This is a genomic window from Paenarthrobacter sp. UW852 (assembly GCF_024608385.1).
Lineage (GTDB): Bacteria > Actinomycetota > Actinomycetes > Actinomycetales > Micrococcaceae > Arthrobacter.
Window position 1 is genome coordinate 551,985 of record NZ_JAMSGY010000002.1, and the last position, 14,501, is coordinate 566,485.

Genomic DNA, 14,501 nt, shown 5'->3' on the forward strand with positions numbered 1-14,501 from the left:
GGCATTACCTGTACACAAACTTTTGGGAGGTTAGCGCCGACGCACCCTGCGGCGTTCGTTGCTGGACAGGCCCTTCGTCAGCGGCCTGGCCAGGTTGTCGCCGAGCACGATACCCGCGGCCACTCCCAGGACAATCGCTCCGGCGTTAAGCATCCCGCCGGCACCGGCCAGGAAGTCGCCCCCTTCAACGGTGAGGGCATACATCGAACGGAAGATCGTCAGGCCGGGCAGCAGGATCAAAGCCGCGGGCACAGCGACAACCAGCTGGGGAGCACCCAACTTCAGGGCAACCACACGGGCCAGCAAACCGATGACCACCGCTGCGACAGCGGGCGACAAACGATCGCCGAGACCGGCTTGGCCGACCCCCCACAAAACGAAGAAGCCCACTATGCCGACTGCCGCCGTCGGAATCAACAACCGCATCTGCGTTTGTTCCGTGACGCCGATGGCAACCACCGCGACGGCGATGAGGACGGCGCGCCCCCACAACGGATACGCGTCGGGGAATGTTTGCGTGACATCCAGTACAGCGCTGCCCATGAGGGTGCCCACCACGACGGCGACACCGATCCCTGCCACGATCGCCCCGAAGGTGAGCAGCGTGGAGAGGAACCGACCCGCGGCGGTGACCGGGAAGCCGTTGATCGCATCCTGTACCGACGACACGAGTCTGCCCGTTGGGAGCAGCAGCAGGATTCCGCCCGCCACCACTATGGAGGGAGCGATGTCCACACCTGCCCAGCGGAGCATCAAGGCAATGAAGGTGACCAGGAACGCGCACGCCATGGTGTTGAAGAAGTCCGCCGTCCTCCACCTGGCCAGTTGGCGGGAAAGCAGGCTGATCAGGATGTTGGAGCAGAAGGCCACCGCTGATGCGCCGAGCCCACCGCCCAAGACGCCAACGAAGACAGCTGCGAAGATACCGAACGCTATGGTCACCATCCATCGAGGGAAGGGCTTGGCGCTGCGGATAATTTCGTTCAACCGGCGCACGGCTTCGTCGCGGCCCACTCCCCCGGCCACAATGTCTGTGACCAGTTGGTGCACCTGCGCCAAGCCTGCGTAGTTGTTTGTCCAGGAGCGCACCACACGGAGGAGCGTGATGGGCGTCTGGTCCTTGGGCGCATAGTTGATGGCCACCGACTGGTTGGTGATGTCCACTTCAACGTTCTTCAGGCCCAAGGCAGCCGTAACGGCAATCATGCTCGTCTCGACTTCCAAGGCGCCGGCACCGTATCGGAACATGACTTCAGCCAGGTGCAAGGCAAAGTCGATGGTCTTGCGGGCGGATGCATCCACACCAACCACCTGGATGGTGGGGTTGGCGTACGGGCTGCCCGCCAGCCGGTCCACGATGTTCATGGGAGCCGTCGGTGGGCTATCGCCTTGCACCAGGCGCATCAGCATGCGTTTGGCGTTGACGTTCTGCCGGACCTGCGACGGCCTAAGCGGCTGGGTCTTGGGCAAGCCGTCCGTGTGGGGCCTGCTACCGGACCCCTCGGGGCGTTCAGTCACGCGGTGATCCTCCCCTGCGCTTGTGTGATTAGTGGTTCCTCCGGAGTCTTCCTACGACCGGCAATTTCTCAAGTGGCAATCGTCCCAGTACTGTCTGGGCGGCTCCTGCAAGCTTCCTGGCCAGGCGGTAGGCGTTGAACGTGAGCGGGTTCACCGGAGCCACGAAGTCGCCAATCAGCTGGACCACCTCGCCGCCAAACCCCTTCTTGAATTCATACCCACCGTGACCGGTGTCGTCCTGGCCTTGGATGCCGAACGTGCCGTAGAAGTTGTACCGCGAGTACCCGTTGTTCAGGGCGTGGAGCATCATGCCCCAGTACAGGGACGTGGCGCCGTTGAAATAAATGTAGTCCTGCACGGTGCCACCGATGACGCACGTCAGTTCGTCGCCGGAGCACGCGAAGTGGATGGCCGCCACCGTAGCCACCCCCACGGAATCGGGGAAACGCTCGATGTCCTTGAGGCTGCGCTCGTAGCTGTCCACGAGGTCCTGGACCACCTTGACGCGGTTGGCCTTCTTCTTGCTGCCGGTCTCCTCGACCTCGCGTTTCAGTTCGGCCAGTGTCTTGGATTCAGCTTCGAGCCGCTCCGTGATGGACGCGCGGTACTCGGGGATGTTGATCTTGGCCATCATGAGCTTGGTGAACTCATCGGAGGTGTTCCGGAGCAGCTGCTCGTAGTACTCCCGCTCGCGGTACGTGAAGCCCTTCTCGTCGCCTGCGGTGCTCAGCGCGGTGTAGAAGTCGTCCAGCGTCTCCAGCGTGGCCTGTTCCAGGTAGACGCCGTTCTTCTCGGCCTTCCGGATCGCCTTGCGGGTGCGGTAGTTCATGCCCATGATGAGCTCTTCGGAGTCCGCGAAACCATCGAGCTGCTTGATGAACATCCAGTTGATATTGGCGAAGTTCATGTCGAAGCCCTGGTGCTTGAAACCGAGGCCCTCGAGTTCCTTCAACAGCGGCCGGTTGTCTTCGATCTCCGGGTGCTCGGCGCCGTCCTCATCACGGGCGATGTAACGGACGTTCGGCGAGATGCGCAGTTCCGCCGCTTTCTTTGAAGCGGCATGCTTCTTCAACTGCTCGACGACGAAGCGAACCACTGCCGGGTCGCTGTAGTCCATCAGTGGTCCCTTGGCACAGTCCGCGGTTTTGTAGCCAAAACGGTTGGACGTGTAGACGAGCTTTCCCGCAGCAATGAGGCTGCCGGCGCGGGTTACGCCAAAGAGCTCGACCTCCTGGCCACGGGCTCGTTGGAAGCGCGTCAGGTCCATGGACTGGATGAAGCTCCCCTGTGGGTGTCCCTTGGCGAACGTCTCGAAATCAGCGTCACTGAGAATCACGAATTCCATGTCGGTTCCAGCCTCGATCGGAGTCAAAGAAATTACCTCACCTAGATTAGATTTGCGCCCGTTGGTGGCCGGGGCGGGCCTGTGGGTTGGCTTGCTGGCTTGGGTGTCCGTCAGTAGAACTGACCGCCGGTGCGCATGGTTTCGAGCCTTCTGAACACCTTCTCTGCGCCCTTGAGCCACAGCTTGTACCGGACAGGGCCCAGCACGAGGTCGTAGCAGCCCACAAAGTCCGTAACGGTCTTGGTGAAGCTCGTCTTGAACGATCCCAGGCCGTAGAGCGGGTGGCTCTTGTCCTTGATCCTGGCAGCGGGGGGTGTGCCGCAGAAGTCGTATTCCACGCAGCCGAGCTCCTGCATGCGCTGGATGGCTGCCCATTGGACCAAGTGCGAGTCGCCATACTGTTTACGGTTCTGCGTGGAACCGCCGTCCTTGTAGGTTGCCTTGGAACCGTAGTTGATGACGAAAGCGCCAACGCTCGGGGCACCGTCCTCGTAGACGAAGAAGAAGTGTCCCTGGCCCCGACTGCAAAACTGCTCCCAGAAGGTGGCGTAGTACTCGTAGCTTCGCAGCGGCATGGCGCCCTTGGCGTTCATGGTGTTCTGCATCAGGGCGTAGAGCTTCTTGTAGCTGTCCTGGCCCGGCTCTGCTTCCACAACTTCGCAGCCTTCGCGCTCCGCCCTTCGGACCGCATTGCGGGCCCGGGACGAAATACTCCGCAGGACTTCGTTCGCCGGGGCGGAGATGTCCAACAACGCCGTGGAATCGTTGGACTGGATATTCGGAGCCTTGACCAGGCCAGACGCCTTCAGCTTCGCGACCACCTCAGGTGACTCCACGACGTCGGGCTCGATCTTGATGCTGAAGACGTTCAGCTTCTGTTCCCGTGCCAACGCAGCTACCGCCCTGAGCATGGGCTCGATGTCATCCGCCGAGGCAGCATCCGGTCCCTTGATCAGGTACCAGAGCCGGCCGAGAACGGGGAACTTCTTCTCCAGCAGCAGGTTGTAGCTGGCGTACCCGGCGGTTTCCACCACCACGCGGCGGACCAGCCAGCCGTTGCCGTCCTTTACTGCGGCGTAGGCGTCCGACTGCAGCATGTTGCCGCTGTTCGGATTGGCCGTGACGTGCTTGTCCCAGTTATCGGTTTCCTCGGCGGTGGCAAAGCGGGCAGTAAATTCTCGCAAGGTGGCCGTGTCCAATCTCAGGGTTTTGGTGCAGTGTTCAAAGGCATGCGGACATGCAGCCCCAAGTCTATCGGGCCGGGAAAAATCTTCCGGTTCGCCCTAAAGCCTGATCTGATCCGCGCTTTCCAACTTAATGGCCTTCGGCGCCTTTCCGAGCTCTCGCTGGCCGCTGGCCAGACGATCTGCGTTCACCAACCGGCTGAGGCTGAGCCCGGTCAGATCCGCAATCTCCCCAATGGGCACCTGGAACGTCCGGAACGGCCCCAACGGCGGCGGTTCGCCTTCCAGGAGCCGCTGGTCGATGGCCCGTTTCAGCTCTACTTTGCCCAGGAGCGGCGACTGGTCCAGGACGAATCCCGCGGCCGCCAGTTTGGCATCACTGGTCCATGCAGCGATCTTCCAGAATTTCCGTGGAACCTGCACGCCCCTGTACGGGGGGTCGTCGTCGAGAAGAACCGGCCCCGTGAAGACGCTGAGCTTGGCATCGTAGGCATCAGCGTGTTCCAGGACATGGTCCTCCAGCCCCACCCACAGTTCCTTGCCTTGGTTGAAGTCATCAACCTGCGGCGCAGCATTGGTGAACACGAAGGTGTCCTGGTTGGCCTTTTTGGCGGTGGCAGGATCTCCCCACACCGGGTCCAGACGCCGCACCAGATGCCCGCGGTCAAACGCGTTGTTCTTGTAGACGTCCGGACCGGCCTGCTGCTCCCGGGGAATCCGGTCATCGAAATGCCAGGTACCTTCACGGGCCAGCGGGTTCAGCTCCTTGCCGTTGATATTGACCCCCACGATCGCCGCGAGCTTCCGGGAAACCCGGAAACGCACGGAGAAGTGGATGTAGTCCAAAAGAGTCGTCGTCGCCGACGGACTGGGCAGCTCAAGGCGTGCCCGCAAAAAATCCCTGTCGTATCCCCCGCTCATGGATACAGCATGGCACTAGGCACCGACAGTAAACAGACTCAGCATTCGACGACGTTGACGGCGAGGCCGCCCATCGCTGTTTCTTTGTATTTGTGGGACATGTCCTTGCCCGTTTCACGCATGGTCACGATCACCTCGTCCAACGAGACCCGGTGCGTCCCGTCACCCCACAACGCCATCTTCGCCGCGTTGATCGCCTTCGCCGCAGCGATCGCGTTCCGCTCGATACACGGGATCTGCACCAACCCGCCGATCGGATCACACGTCAGCCCCAGGTTATGTTCCATCGCGATCTCCGCCGCGTTCTCCACCTGACCCGGGGAACCACCCATCACCTCAGCCAAACCCGCAGCAGCCATCGACGACGCCGACCCGACCTCACCCTGACAACCCACCTCAGCACCCGAAATAGACGCCTGCTCCTTGTACAACACACCCACCGCACCGGCAGCGAGCAGGAACTTCACCACCACGTCGTCCTTATCAGCCTGGGTCGCTTTATCCATGCCCGGGGCGTAATTCAACGCGTAATACAACACCGCAGGAATGATCCCCGCAGCACCATTGGTCGGAGCCGTCACCACCCGCCCACCGGAAGCGTTCTCCTCATTGACCGCCAACGCGATCAGGTTCACCCACTCCTGCCAGTACTTCGGATCGTTCCGGTCCTTGTCCTCCTTCAGGAGCCGCTCCAACCAATCCGGCGCACGACGACGGACCTTCAACCCACCCGGCAACACACCCTCACGCTGCAAACTGGTTTCAACACAAGCCTCCATCACAGCCCAGATATGCAGCAGACCCTCCCGGATCTCCTCCTCGGACCGGGACGCCCGCTCATTGATGAACATGATGTCGCTGATCCCCAAACCCTTGGACGCACACCTGCCCAACAACTCCGCCGCCGTCCGGAACGGCAACGGCAACTCCTTCTTGGACTCCTCCAACTCCGCCTGAGCCGCGGACTCCTCACCCTCACGGACAATGAACCCACCACCGACCGAGAAAAACGTCGCCTCCTTCAGCACGGTCCCCCCGGCATCGGAGACAGCAAACTTCATCCCGTTCGTATGCCGCGGCAACACCGTCAAGGGATGCAAAACCATGTCCTCCACCGCATACGGCAACAGAACCTCACCGGCGAGGTTGAGCTTCCCCGTCTCCGCAATCGACGCCAACCGTGCCTCCACCTCATCGGGAAGGATCAACTCCGGCTCAAAACCCTCAAGCCCCAACAGGGTCGCGGTAAACGTCCCATGCCCACGACCGGTCGCCGCCAACGACCCATACAGGTCCACCCGCAACGACGCCACCGAATCAAGGACGCCAGCGTCCTTCAACTCAGAAGCGAACACCGCCCCGGCACGCATCGGGCCCACCGTATGCGAACTCGACGGACCAATGCCTACAGAGAACAGATCGAAAACACCAACAGCCATAGCCGTGATTCCTTCATAAAAACTTGAGATGTCCCGGCAGATGGTCCTGCCGGATGGCCGCTCCCGCTTGTGGCGGAAGTCAACCGAAGCACGACGCCGGATGGCCCCCAAAGGCGGCAACCCGGCGTCGCAATTTTTCAGTTACTGGTTACCACGCTACGCCCATGGAGCTCGCGTGGCGGGATACCTAGGACAGGTCTCCGCCATTCTTGGAGGCGTATTCCTCGGCGGAAAGCAGCGGACCGTCGGCCTCGGCGGCCACCTTGAACAGCCAGCCTGCACCGTAGGGATCGTTGTTGATCAGTGCGGGGTCGGAAACAACGGCGTCGTTGATTTCGGTGACCTCCCCGGTGACGGGCGAGTACAGGTCGGAGACCGACTTGGTGGACTCAACTTCGCCACAGGTCTCGCCTGCGGTCACAGTGGAGCCGACCTCCGGAAGGTCAACGTAGACAATGTCGCCCAGGGCGTCGGTGGCAACCTCGGAGATACCAACAGACACCGAGTTCCCTTCGCCGCGGGAAACCCACTCGTGTTCGTCGGAGTACTGAAGTTCGGGCGCTACTTTGGGCATTCTGTTTCCTAACGTGTGGTGAATGAAAAACTGGCTACTTTTGGCGCTTGTAGAACGGCAAGGCAACGACCTCGAAAGGCTCGGCCTTGCCGCGCAGGTCGACGTCCAGCGCAGTTCCAACCTCGGCAAACTCGACGTCGACATACGCCAACGCTACCGGGTAGCCGAGCGTCGGGCTGGGCTGGCCGGAGGTCACTTCGCCAACAACCGCTCCGTCCTTCAGGACCGGGTAGTGGCTGCGTCCGGCGCGGCGCCCCAGGCCCTTGAGGCCAACGAGCTTGCGGCCGGTGGTGGACCCGGCCCCGTCCGCCTTCAGGACAGCCAGGGCTTCCTTGCCCACGAAGTCGCCTTCCTTGGACAGCGCAACCACGGGCCCAAGTCCTGCGGCGAAGGGGTTGCCCTCACGGGAAAGTTCGTTGCCGTAGAGGGGCATGCCCGCTTCGAGCCGGAGGGAGTCGCGGGATGCGAGGCCGGCGGGGATGAGCTCGCCGTCATCCGCGACTGCGGCAATGGCCTGCCACAGGGCTGCGGCGGATTCATTGGACACGAAGATCTCGAAGCCGTCCTCGCCCGTGTAGCCGGTGCGGGCCAGGAGCAGGTCCTGGCCGCTGCCGGCCACCAGGAACGTGACCTCGACGGCGGCGTAATACTTCAGTTCCGTGACCAGGGAGTGCTGCTCGGCAGGCACGAGCCGCAGCAGGATCGATTCCGCAAGGGGACCCTGGACGGCGATGAGTGAGGTCTCGGCGGAGGCGTCCTGAACCACAACGTCGAATCCGGCGGCCCGTTCGGCAAGGGCGTCAGCCACTACCTTCGCGTTGCCCGCGTTGGGGACTACGAGGAACTTGTCCTCACCTTCTTCGGGTGAGGGGCGACGGTAGGTGATGAGGTCATCGATGATGCCGCCGTCTTCCTGGCAGATCAGCGAGTACTTGGCCTTGCCGTCGGCCATGGCGGAGATTTTGCCTACCAGGGCGTAATCCAGGAACGCAGCGGCCTCCGGCCCGGTGACCCAGACTTCGCCCATGTGGGAGAGGTCGAACAGGCCTGCGGATTTGCGGACGGCGTGGTGCTCAGCCAGCTCCGAGGAGTACTTGAGCGGCATTTGCCAGCCACCGAAGTCGGTGAAGGAGGCGCCGAGTTTCTTGTGCTCTTCGTAGAGGGCCGTGTAGTTCTCAGTCATTTTCCGGAACCCCCTAGTTCTCGAAGTCTTCGATGGGCGGGCAGGAGCAGACCAGGTTGCGGTCTCCGGCTGCGCCGTCGATGCGGCCAACGGGCGGGAAGTACTTGTCCTGCTTCAGGTGGTGGACCGGGAAGGCAGCCTGCTCACGCGGGTAGGCGCGGTCCCAGTCGGAACTTACGACGGCGGCTGCCGTGTGGGGCGCGCGGCGAAGCGGGGAGTCCTGCACGGAGAAGTCACCGGCAGCGACCTGGTCGATTTCCTTGCGGATGGTGATCATGGCTTCGATGAAGCGATCGATCTCCACGAGGTCTTCGGACTCGGTGGGCTCCACCATCAAGGTCCCTGCAACCGGGAAGGCGAGCGTGGGGGCGTGGAAGCCGAAGTCAATGAGGCGCTTGGCCACATCTTCAGCGGTGACGCCGGTCTTGGCCGTCAGTTCCCGCAGGTCCAGGATGCACTCGTGTGCCACGAGTCCACCTTCGCCGGTGTAGAGCACCGGGAAGTGGTCGTTGAGGCGGGACGCGATGTAGTTCGCAGCGAGCAGTGCGGACTTGGTCGCTTCGGTGAGGCCCTGGCCACCCATGAGCTTCACATATGCCCAGGAGATCGGCAGGACACCCGCGGAACCAAAGCGGGATGCGGAAATCGGAACGTCGTTGCCTTCGGTCCAGGAAGCCGCATCGCCCGGCATGAACGGTGCCAGATGTGCCTTGGCAGCAACCGGACCAACGCCGGGACCGCCACCGCCATGCGGGATGCAGAAGGTCTTGTGCAGGTTCAGGTGCGAGACATCGCCACCAAACTTGCCGGGCTGGGCAAGGCCAACAAGGGCGTTGAGGTTGGCACCGTCGATGTAGACCTGCCCGCCGGCTTCGTGGATGGCGTCGCAGACTTCGCGGACGTCGGCATCGTAGACACCGTGCGTGGACGGGTAGGTGATCATGATGGCCGAGAGGGCGTCGCGGTTGGCCTCGATCTTGGCCTTGAGGTCTACGTGGTCGATGGTGCCATCCGGCGCGGTGGCAACGACCACCACCTTCATGCCCGCCAGGACTGCAGAGGCAGCGTTGGTGCCGTGGGCGGAAGCCGGGATGAGGCAGACGTTGCGCTGCTCGTCACCGTTGGAGTGGTGGTAGCCGCGGATCGCGAGGAGCCCGGCGAGTTCACCCTGGGAACCGGCGTTCGGCTGGATGGAGACCTGGTCGTAGCCGGTGATCTCGGTCAGCTGTGCCTCGAGGTCGGTGATGAGCTCACGCCAGCCTTCTGTCTGGGAGTCCGGCGCGAACGGGTGGATGGAAGCGAACTCCGGCCAGGAGATAGCTTCCATTTCGGCCGTGGCGTTGAGCTTCATGGTGCACGAACCCAGCGGGATCATGGTGCGGTCCAGCGCGAGGTCCCGGTCGGACAGCTTGCGGATGTAACGCAGGAGCTGGGTTTCGGAGCGGTGGGTGTTGAACACCGGGTGCTGCATGAAGTCGCTGGTGCGCTCAACGGAGGATTCCAGCGCGAAGCCTTCAACGGCTTCAGTTACCGAAGCGCCGAAGACGCTTGCGACGTCGGCGACAATCGCCGTCGTCGTTGTTTCATCCACTGAGATGCCAACCGTGTCGGCGTCGACCCCGCGCAGGTTGATGCCCTTGGCCTCAGCTGCGGCCACCAGCTCGGCGGCCTTGCCCGGGACGCGGACCGTGATGGTGTCGAAGAACGAGCCGTGGAGGACCTCGACGCCGGCAGCCTTCAGGGATGCGGCCAGTGTCCGGGCGTGGTTGTGGGCGGTCTCAGCGATCGCCTTCAGTCCCTCGGGGCCGTGGTAAACCGCGTACATGGAGGCCACAATCGCCAGGAGTGCCTGGGCTGTACAGATGTTGGACGTAGCCTTCTCGCGGCGGATGTGCTGCTCGCGGGTCTGCAGCGCCAAGCGGTAGGCGGGGACACCGGCGTCGTCCTTGGAAACGCCTACCAGGCGGCCGGGCATGGAGCGCTCCAGGCCCTTCTGGACGGCCATGTACGCGGCGTGCGGGCCGCCGAAGAACAGCGGCACACCCAGGCGCTGGGCGGAACCAACAGCGATGTCGGCGCCCTGCTCGCCCGGAGGGGTGATGAGCGTGAGGGACAGGAGGTCGGCGGCGACCGTGACCAGCGCGCCGCGCTCTTTGGCTTCAGCAATGACGGCGGAGTGATCGAACACGCGGCCGGAAACGCCGGGCTGCTGGAGGACGACGCCGTTGATGGCACCTTCCGGAAGACCGGCGCTCAGGTCGGCTACCTCAACGTCGAAGCCGAGCGCTTCCGCGCGGCCCTTCACGATCGCAATGGTCTGCGGCAGGCAGTCGGCGTCGAGGACAGTCTTGCCGTCCTGGGCGGACTTGTTCTTGTTGGCGCGGCGCATCATCAGCACGGCTTCGGCCACAGCCGTTGCTTCATCCAGGAGGGAAGCGTTGGCGATGGGCAGGCCCACCAGGTCCTGGACCATGGTCTGGAAGTTGAGGAGCGCTTCGAGGCGGCCCTGGGAGATTTCCGGCTGGTACGGGGTGTAGGCGGTGTACCAGGCCGGGGACTCGAGGATGTTGCGGCGGATCACCGGCGGCGTGACGGTGTCGTAGTAGCCCTGGCCGATCATTTGCACGGCGGTCTTGTTCTTGGAGGCGAGCTTGCGAAGCTCGGCAAGGACTTCGACTTCGCTCAGGGCGTTCTGCAGGGTGAGGGCGACGTCCTGGCGGATGTCGTTGGGGACGGCGGTGTCGACCAACGCGTCAACGGTGTCGTAGCCCACGGACTTGAGCATGGTCTCAATGTCGGCCTGGCGGCGGGCGCCAATATGCCGATCAACGAAGGTGGTGGAGGCAGAACTAACCGTCACGAAGGAACTCCATTACTTGGGCGGCGTTTGGGTACGCCACAGTGGCTGGGTTCCTCCCCGCTCTGTATTGGACCTGAGAGTTTCCGCGTTGTTGGAACAACATCGCTTGCACCGTCGGTGAGCACAGCACTCTTTCACCCTTCGGTGGTGAGCGCCTGCTGCTTTCCAGAGTTGCCTTGCCGCGGCGGTGCGTGGGCCTGAGAGATTCCTGGGGAGGGTTTGCTCCTACGGCGCCTGCATCACGTGCTTGCAGGACTCTCCCGCCGCAGATCATAGGCAATGTTCAGTTATAACGCGGCCCGATTTCAGGCAGGCCACAAGGGTTAATTGTCCTACGTGCGGCGCGTCGCCGCAAATGGGATGATGCGCTACTTCCGCAGCCGCTCCAGCACTCCGAGCAGGATTTTGACGTCGGCTTCCCGGCCGTCGTCGCCAGCCTCCTGGCCGCCCTCGAACATTGCGTTGAAATACAGTCCGTCGCCCATGTAGCTAACGGCCTTCGCAACTTCGGGTCCGACATCCTTGGCCAGGACATCAAGCCACTGCTTTTGGATTCCGGCAAACCTGCGGCGCGTTTCTTCGTGGGCAACCTCGGCCAGCCGGGTAGCAGCGACGAAAGCGCGGTCCATCGGCGTCCCGGCCCACAATGACGTCCGGATGAAGTAGGCAGCGGCACCGTCCGGCGCGGCCCTCATCTGCTCAATGTCCTGTACTGCCAGCTGGTCCAGGCGTTCCAGGAGGGCGCTGATCAGCGACTCCTTGTTGGGGAAGTGGTACAGCAACCCGCCCTTCGAGACGCCCGCACGCTTGGCAACTGCATCGAGCGTGGCGGCCCGCTCCCCTACCTCTATAAGGAGGGATTCGTAGGCATCCAGGACGGCGTCCCGGGCAACTGGTTTTCGTGGCATGAGTACATCATTCCCTAAAGGCTTGCTGGGGTTTAATTTGAAACTATACCGTCTGGACGGTACAGTAAAGACATGTTCTCGCCGTCCTCCACCCAAGCTCCCCGTTCAGCTCGTCCCGTCATGGGCCCTGCACCGTGGCGCGACTGGACGGCCCTGGCACTCCTGATGTTCCCGGTACTGCTGGTGGCCGTCGACAACACCGCGCTCACCTTTGCCCTGCCCGAGATCGCCCGATCCCTCGATGTCGGTGGCGTGCAACTGCTCTGGATCGTTGACGCCTACCCCTTGGTCCTGGCCGCACTCCTCGTCTCCATGGGCAACCTCGGCGACAGGATCGGCCGACGGCGGCTGCTTCTGATCGGCAGCACGGGCTTTGCTGCGGTGTCGGCTGCTACTGCGTTCGCGCCCTCAGCAGAATGGCTGATTGCCGGACGCGCCGCCCTTGGCGTTTTCGGCGCCATGCTGATGCCCTCAACGCTTTCCCTGATCCGGAACATCTTCACCGACCCCAACCGCCGCCGGCTCGCTATTGCCGTGTGGGCGGCCGGGTTCTCAGGCGGTGCTGCCCTCGGGCCGATCTTCGGCGGTTGGCTGGTGGAACACTTCTGGTGGGGTGCCGTCTTCCTGGTGGCAGCCTTCCTGCTGCTGCCGCTGCTTGCCTTCGGAAAGGTTCTGATCCCCGAGTCCAAAGACGCGAACCCGGGCCGCGTGGATGTCCCCAGCATCGCTTTGTCCATCTTGACCATGGCTCCGTTTGTCTACGGCATCAAAGAATTCGCAGTGCACGGCCTTGGGGCATCAGCCGCGGCGTTCATGCTTTTCGGTCTGGTAATGGGTGTCCTCTTCGTCCGACGCCAGCAGAGGATCGACAGCCCGATGCTGGACGTCAGCCTGTTCAAGAACAAGGTATTCAGTACGGCAATCGTTGCCAACGTACTTTCCCTCTTCTCCATGACCGGCTTCATCTACTTCTTCGCCCAGCACCTGCAATTGGTTGAAGGCCAGTCCCCCATGGAGGCGGGTATCGCAATGATCCCGGCCCTCCTGGCAACAGTCATCGCCGGACTGCTGGTGGTGCCCCTGGTCAAAAAGGTCCGGCCCGGTTTTGTGGTGGCCGGAGGTTTGACGCTCAGTGCCGTTGGCTACTTCGTGGCTGTTGTGGGCGACCACGGCAGCGGCCCCGTCTTCCTCCTGTCAGCCCTCACAGTTCTTGCTGTTGGCGTGGGTGCGGCGGAGACCATCTCAAACGACCTCATCCTGGCGTCCGTACCGGCTGACAAATCCGGGGCAGCATCAGCCATCTCGGAGACCGGTTACGAGTTGGGTTCGCTGTTGGGAACGGCTGTCCTTGGTTCCATCCTCACCGCCTCCTACCAGCACAACCTGGTCATACCGGACGGCGTAACCGGCCACGCCGCCGAAAAGTCCGGGGAAACCCTGGCCGGTGCCGTTGACGTTGCTTCCACGCTCCCAGCGCCCTTGGCTGAAGCATTGACGGCCTCGGCACGCGTCGCCTTTGACTCCGGCGTCCACATCACTGCGGCGATTGGGCTGGTACTCATGGCCGGAGCGGCAGCCCTTGCCGCCGTCGTACTCCGGCGTGTCCCCAGGGCGCACTAGCCGAGTCTACGCAAGGAGGCCGGGTCGCTGAGCGGCCCGGCCTCCTTCGCGTCAGTGTCTAAACGGCGCTGTTGAGTGAGGTCCCCAGGCCAAAGCCGCGGGTGATTCCACCCGTGGTTGCCGCGGCAAGGGATGAAAGATAGTCATTGCGGCGGCGGGCAGTGATGCGCGATTCCGGTTCGAAAACCTGGTCGGGCGAATCGGCGTAATGGGCCGCCAGGCCGTCGCGCATGAGCCGTATCCCCTCAGCCCGCTGCTGCGAGACGGCGGCATGCGTGGAACCCAGTTCCTCGGCAAGCTCCTTCACGGACCGTCCCGCGAGATAGATCTCCTGGACCACGAAGCGCATTTTTTCGGGGAGGGCATCGACGGCGGCACGCAGGTACTTGATCCGCTCATCAGCCAGCACCGAGTGTTCCGGGGAATCCGTGGGGGACGCAACGGTGTCCGCCACCACCTCATCCAGTGAAGTCAGCGTCCGGGATGCGTCCACCAGGGCAGCTTCAACATGGCTACGCTCGACACCCAGGGCCGAAGCCATCTCGGCGACGCTGGGACCCCGTCCCAGCATGCTGGTCAAGGTCTCCTGGACGCCCAGGGTTTCCTTGATCCGCTTGCGGGCCGACCGCGTAGCCCAATCTCCGGCTCGCATCTCGTCCGCAAAGGCACCTACGATCCGGCGGCGCGCGAAAGCACCGAACGGAACACCGAGGTCCGGATCGAAGGAATCAGCAGACGTTATCAGGGCAACGGCACCGACAGAAGCAAAATCATCGCGCGATAAATGCGACGCGCGCGCGCAAAGGTCAGAGACCAGGTAACCAACGAGCGGAAGGTGCTGCAACACCAGCTCGTTGCGCTGTTCGCGATTCAAAAGTGAGTCCCCCCATGAGACCGGATTATTGAGTTGCAAACCCGACTTCTTTGCCGTTTCGCCGATGTCCAGAGA

The 14,501-nt window shown here is 62.8% G+C and carries 11 protein-coding genes and 1 riboswitch; of the genes, 1 reads left to right on the forward strand and 10 read right to left on the reverse strand.

The features are described 5' to 3' along the window. Positions 1-30: 30 nt before the first annotated feature. The 9 genes from NEK97_RS05680 to NEK97_RS05720 all read right to left on the reverse strand — a co-directional run bounded on the left by NEK97_RS05680 (position 31) and on the right by NEK97_RS05720 (position 11,932). Positions 31-1,518: a threonine/serine exporter ThrE family protein gene (locus NEK97_RS05680; RefSeq protein WP_257368926.1), complete on the reverse strand. Its 1,488-nt coding sequence runs from the start codon at positions 1,516-1,518 to the stop codon at positions 31-33. A 28-nt stretch (positions 1,519-1,546) separates the two neighbouring features. Continuing rightward, entirely contained in the window at positions 1,547-2,863 is a 1,317-nt protein-coding gene (locus tag NEK97_RS05685) for an aminoacyltransferase (protein WP_257368927.1), read from the reverse strand. Between the two features lie 110 nt (positions 2,864-2,973). Continuing rightward, the gene (locus NEK97_RS05690; RefSeq protein WP_257368928.1) at positions 2,974-4,062 is read right to left on the reverse strand and encodes a peptidoglycan bridge formation glycyltransferase FemA/FemB family protein; all 1,089 of its coding nucleotides are present in this window, start codon (positions 4,060-4,062) and stop codon (positions 2,974-2,976) included. An 84-nt stretch (positions 4,063-4,146) separates the two neighbouring features. Continuing rightward, positions 4,147-4,968: a DNA/RNA non-specific endonuclease gene (locus NEK97_RS05695; protein WP_257368929.1), complete on the reverse strand. Its 822-nt coding sequence runs from the start codon at positions 4,966-4,968 to the stop codon at positions 4,147-4,149. A 38-nt stretch (positions 4,969-5,006) separates the two neighbouring features. Next, positions 5,007-6,407: an L-serine ammonia-lyase gene (locus NEK97_RS05700; protein WP_257368930.1), complete on the reverse strand. Its 1,401-nt coding sequence runs from the start codon at positions 6,405-6,407 to the stop codon at positions 5,007-5,009. A gap of 187 nt (positions 6,408-6,594) precedes the next feature. Then, positions 6,595-6,981 carry a glycine cleavage system protein GcvH gene (gene gcvH / locus NEK97_RS05705; RefSeq protein WP_257368931.1) on the reverse strand — a complete coding sequence of 129 codons (387 nt, stop codon included), beginning with the start codon at positions 6,979-6,981 and terminating at the stop codon, positions 6,595-6,597. A gap of 34 nt (positions 6,982-7,015) precedes the next feature. Further along, positions 7,016-8,164, reverse strand: coding sequence for a glycine cleavage system aminomethyltransferase GcvT (gcvT, locus tag NEK97_RS05710; protein WP_257368932.1), 1,149 nt, complete (start codon positions 8,162-8,164; stop codon positions 7,016-7,018). 13 nt (positions 8,165-8,177) lie between these two features. After that, a complete protein-coding gene (gene gcvP / locus NEK97_RS05715) occupies positions 8,178-11,024 on the reverse strand; it encodes an aminomethyl-transferring glycine dehydrogenase (RefSeq protein WP_257368933.1) in 2,847 nt (948 codons plus the stop codon). Between the two features lie 175 nt (positions 11,025-11,199). Continuing rightward, positions 11,200-11,297: riboswitch (glycine riboswitch) on the reverse strand. A gap of 95 nt (positions 11,298-11,392) precedes the next feature. After that, positions 11,393-11,932 (reverse strand): TetR/AcrR family transcriptional regulator, encoded by a 540-nt coding sequence (locus tag NEK97_RS05720; protein ID WP_257368934.1) that lies wholly within the window; start codon positions 11,930-11,932, stop codon positions 11,393-11,395. Positions 11,933-12,004: 72 nt separating this feature from the next. Here NEK97_RS05720 and NEK97_RS05725 point away from each other — a divergent pair, with 72 nt between their 5' ends. After that, complete coding sequence (locus tag NEK97_RS05725) at positions 12,005-13,552, forward strand: MFS transporter (RefSeq protein ID WP_257368935.1); 1,548 nt, start codon at positions 12,005-12,007, stop codon at positions 13,550-13,552. Positions 13,553-13,610: 58 nt separating this feature from the next. Here NEK97_RS05725 and NEK97_RS05730 read toward each other — a convergent pair whose 3' ends face one another. Next, positions 13,611-14,426, reverse strand: a complete 816-nt coding sequence (locus NEK97_RS05730) for a sigma-70 family RNA polymerase sigma factor (RefSeq protein ID WP_257368936.1) — start codon at positions 14,424-14,426, stop codon at positions 13,611-13,613. Positions 14,427-14,501: the final 75 nt, after the last annotated feature.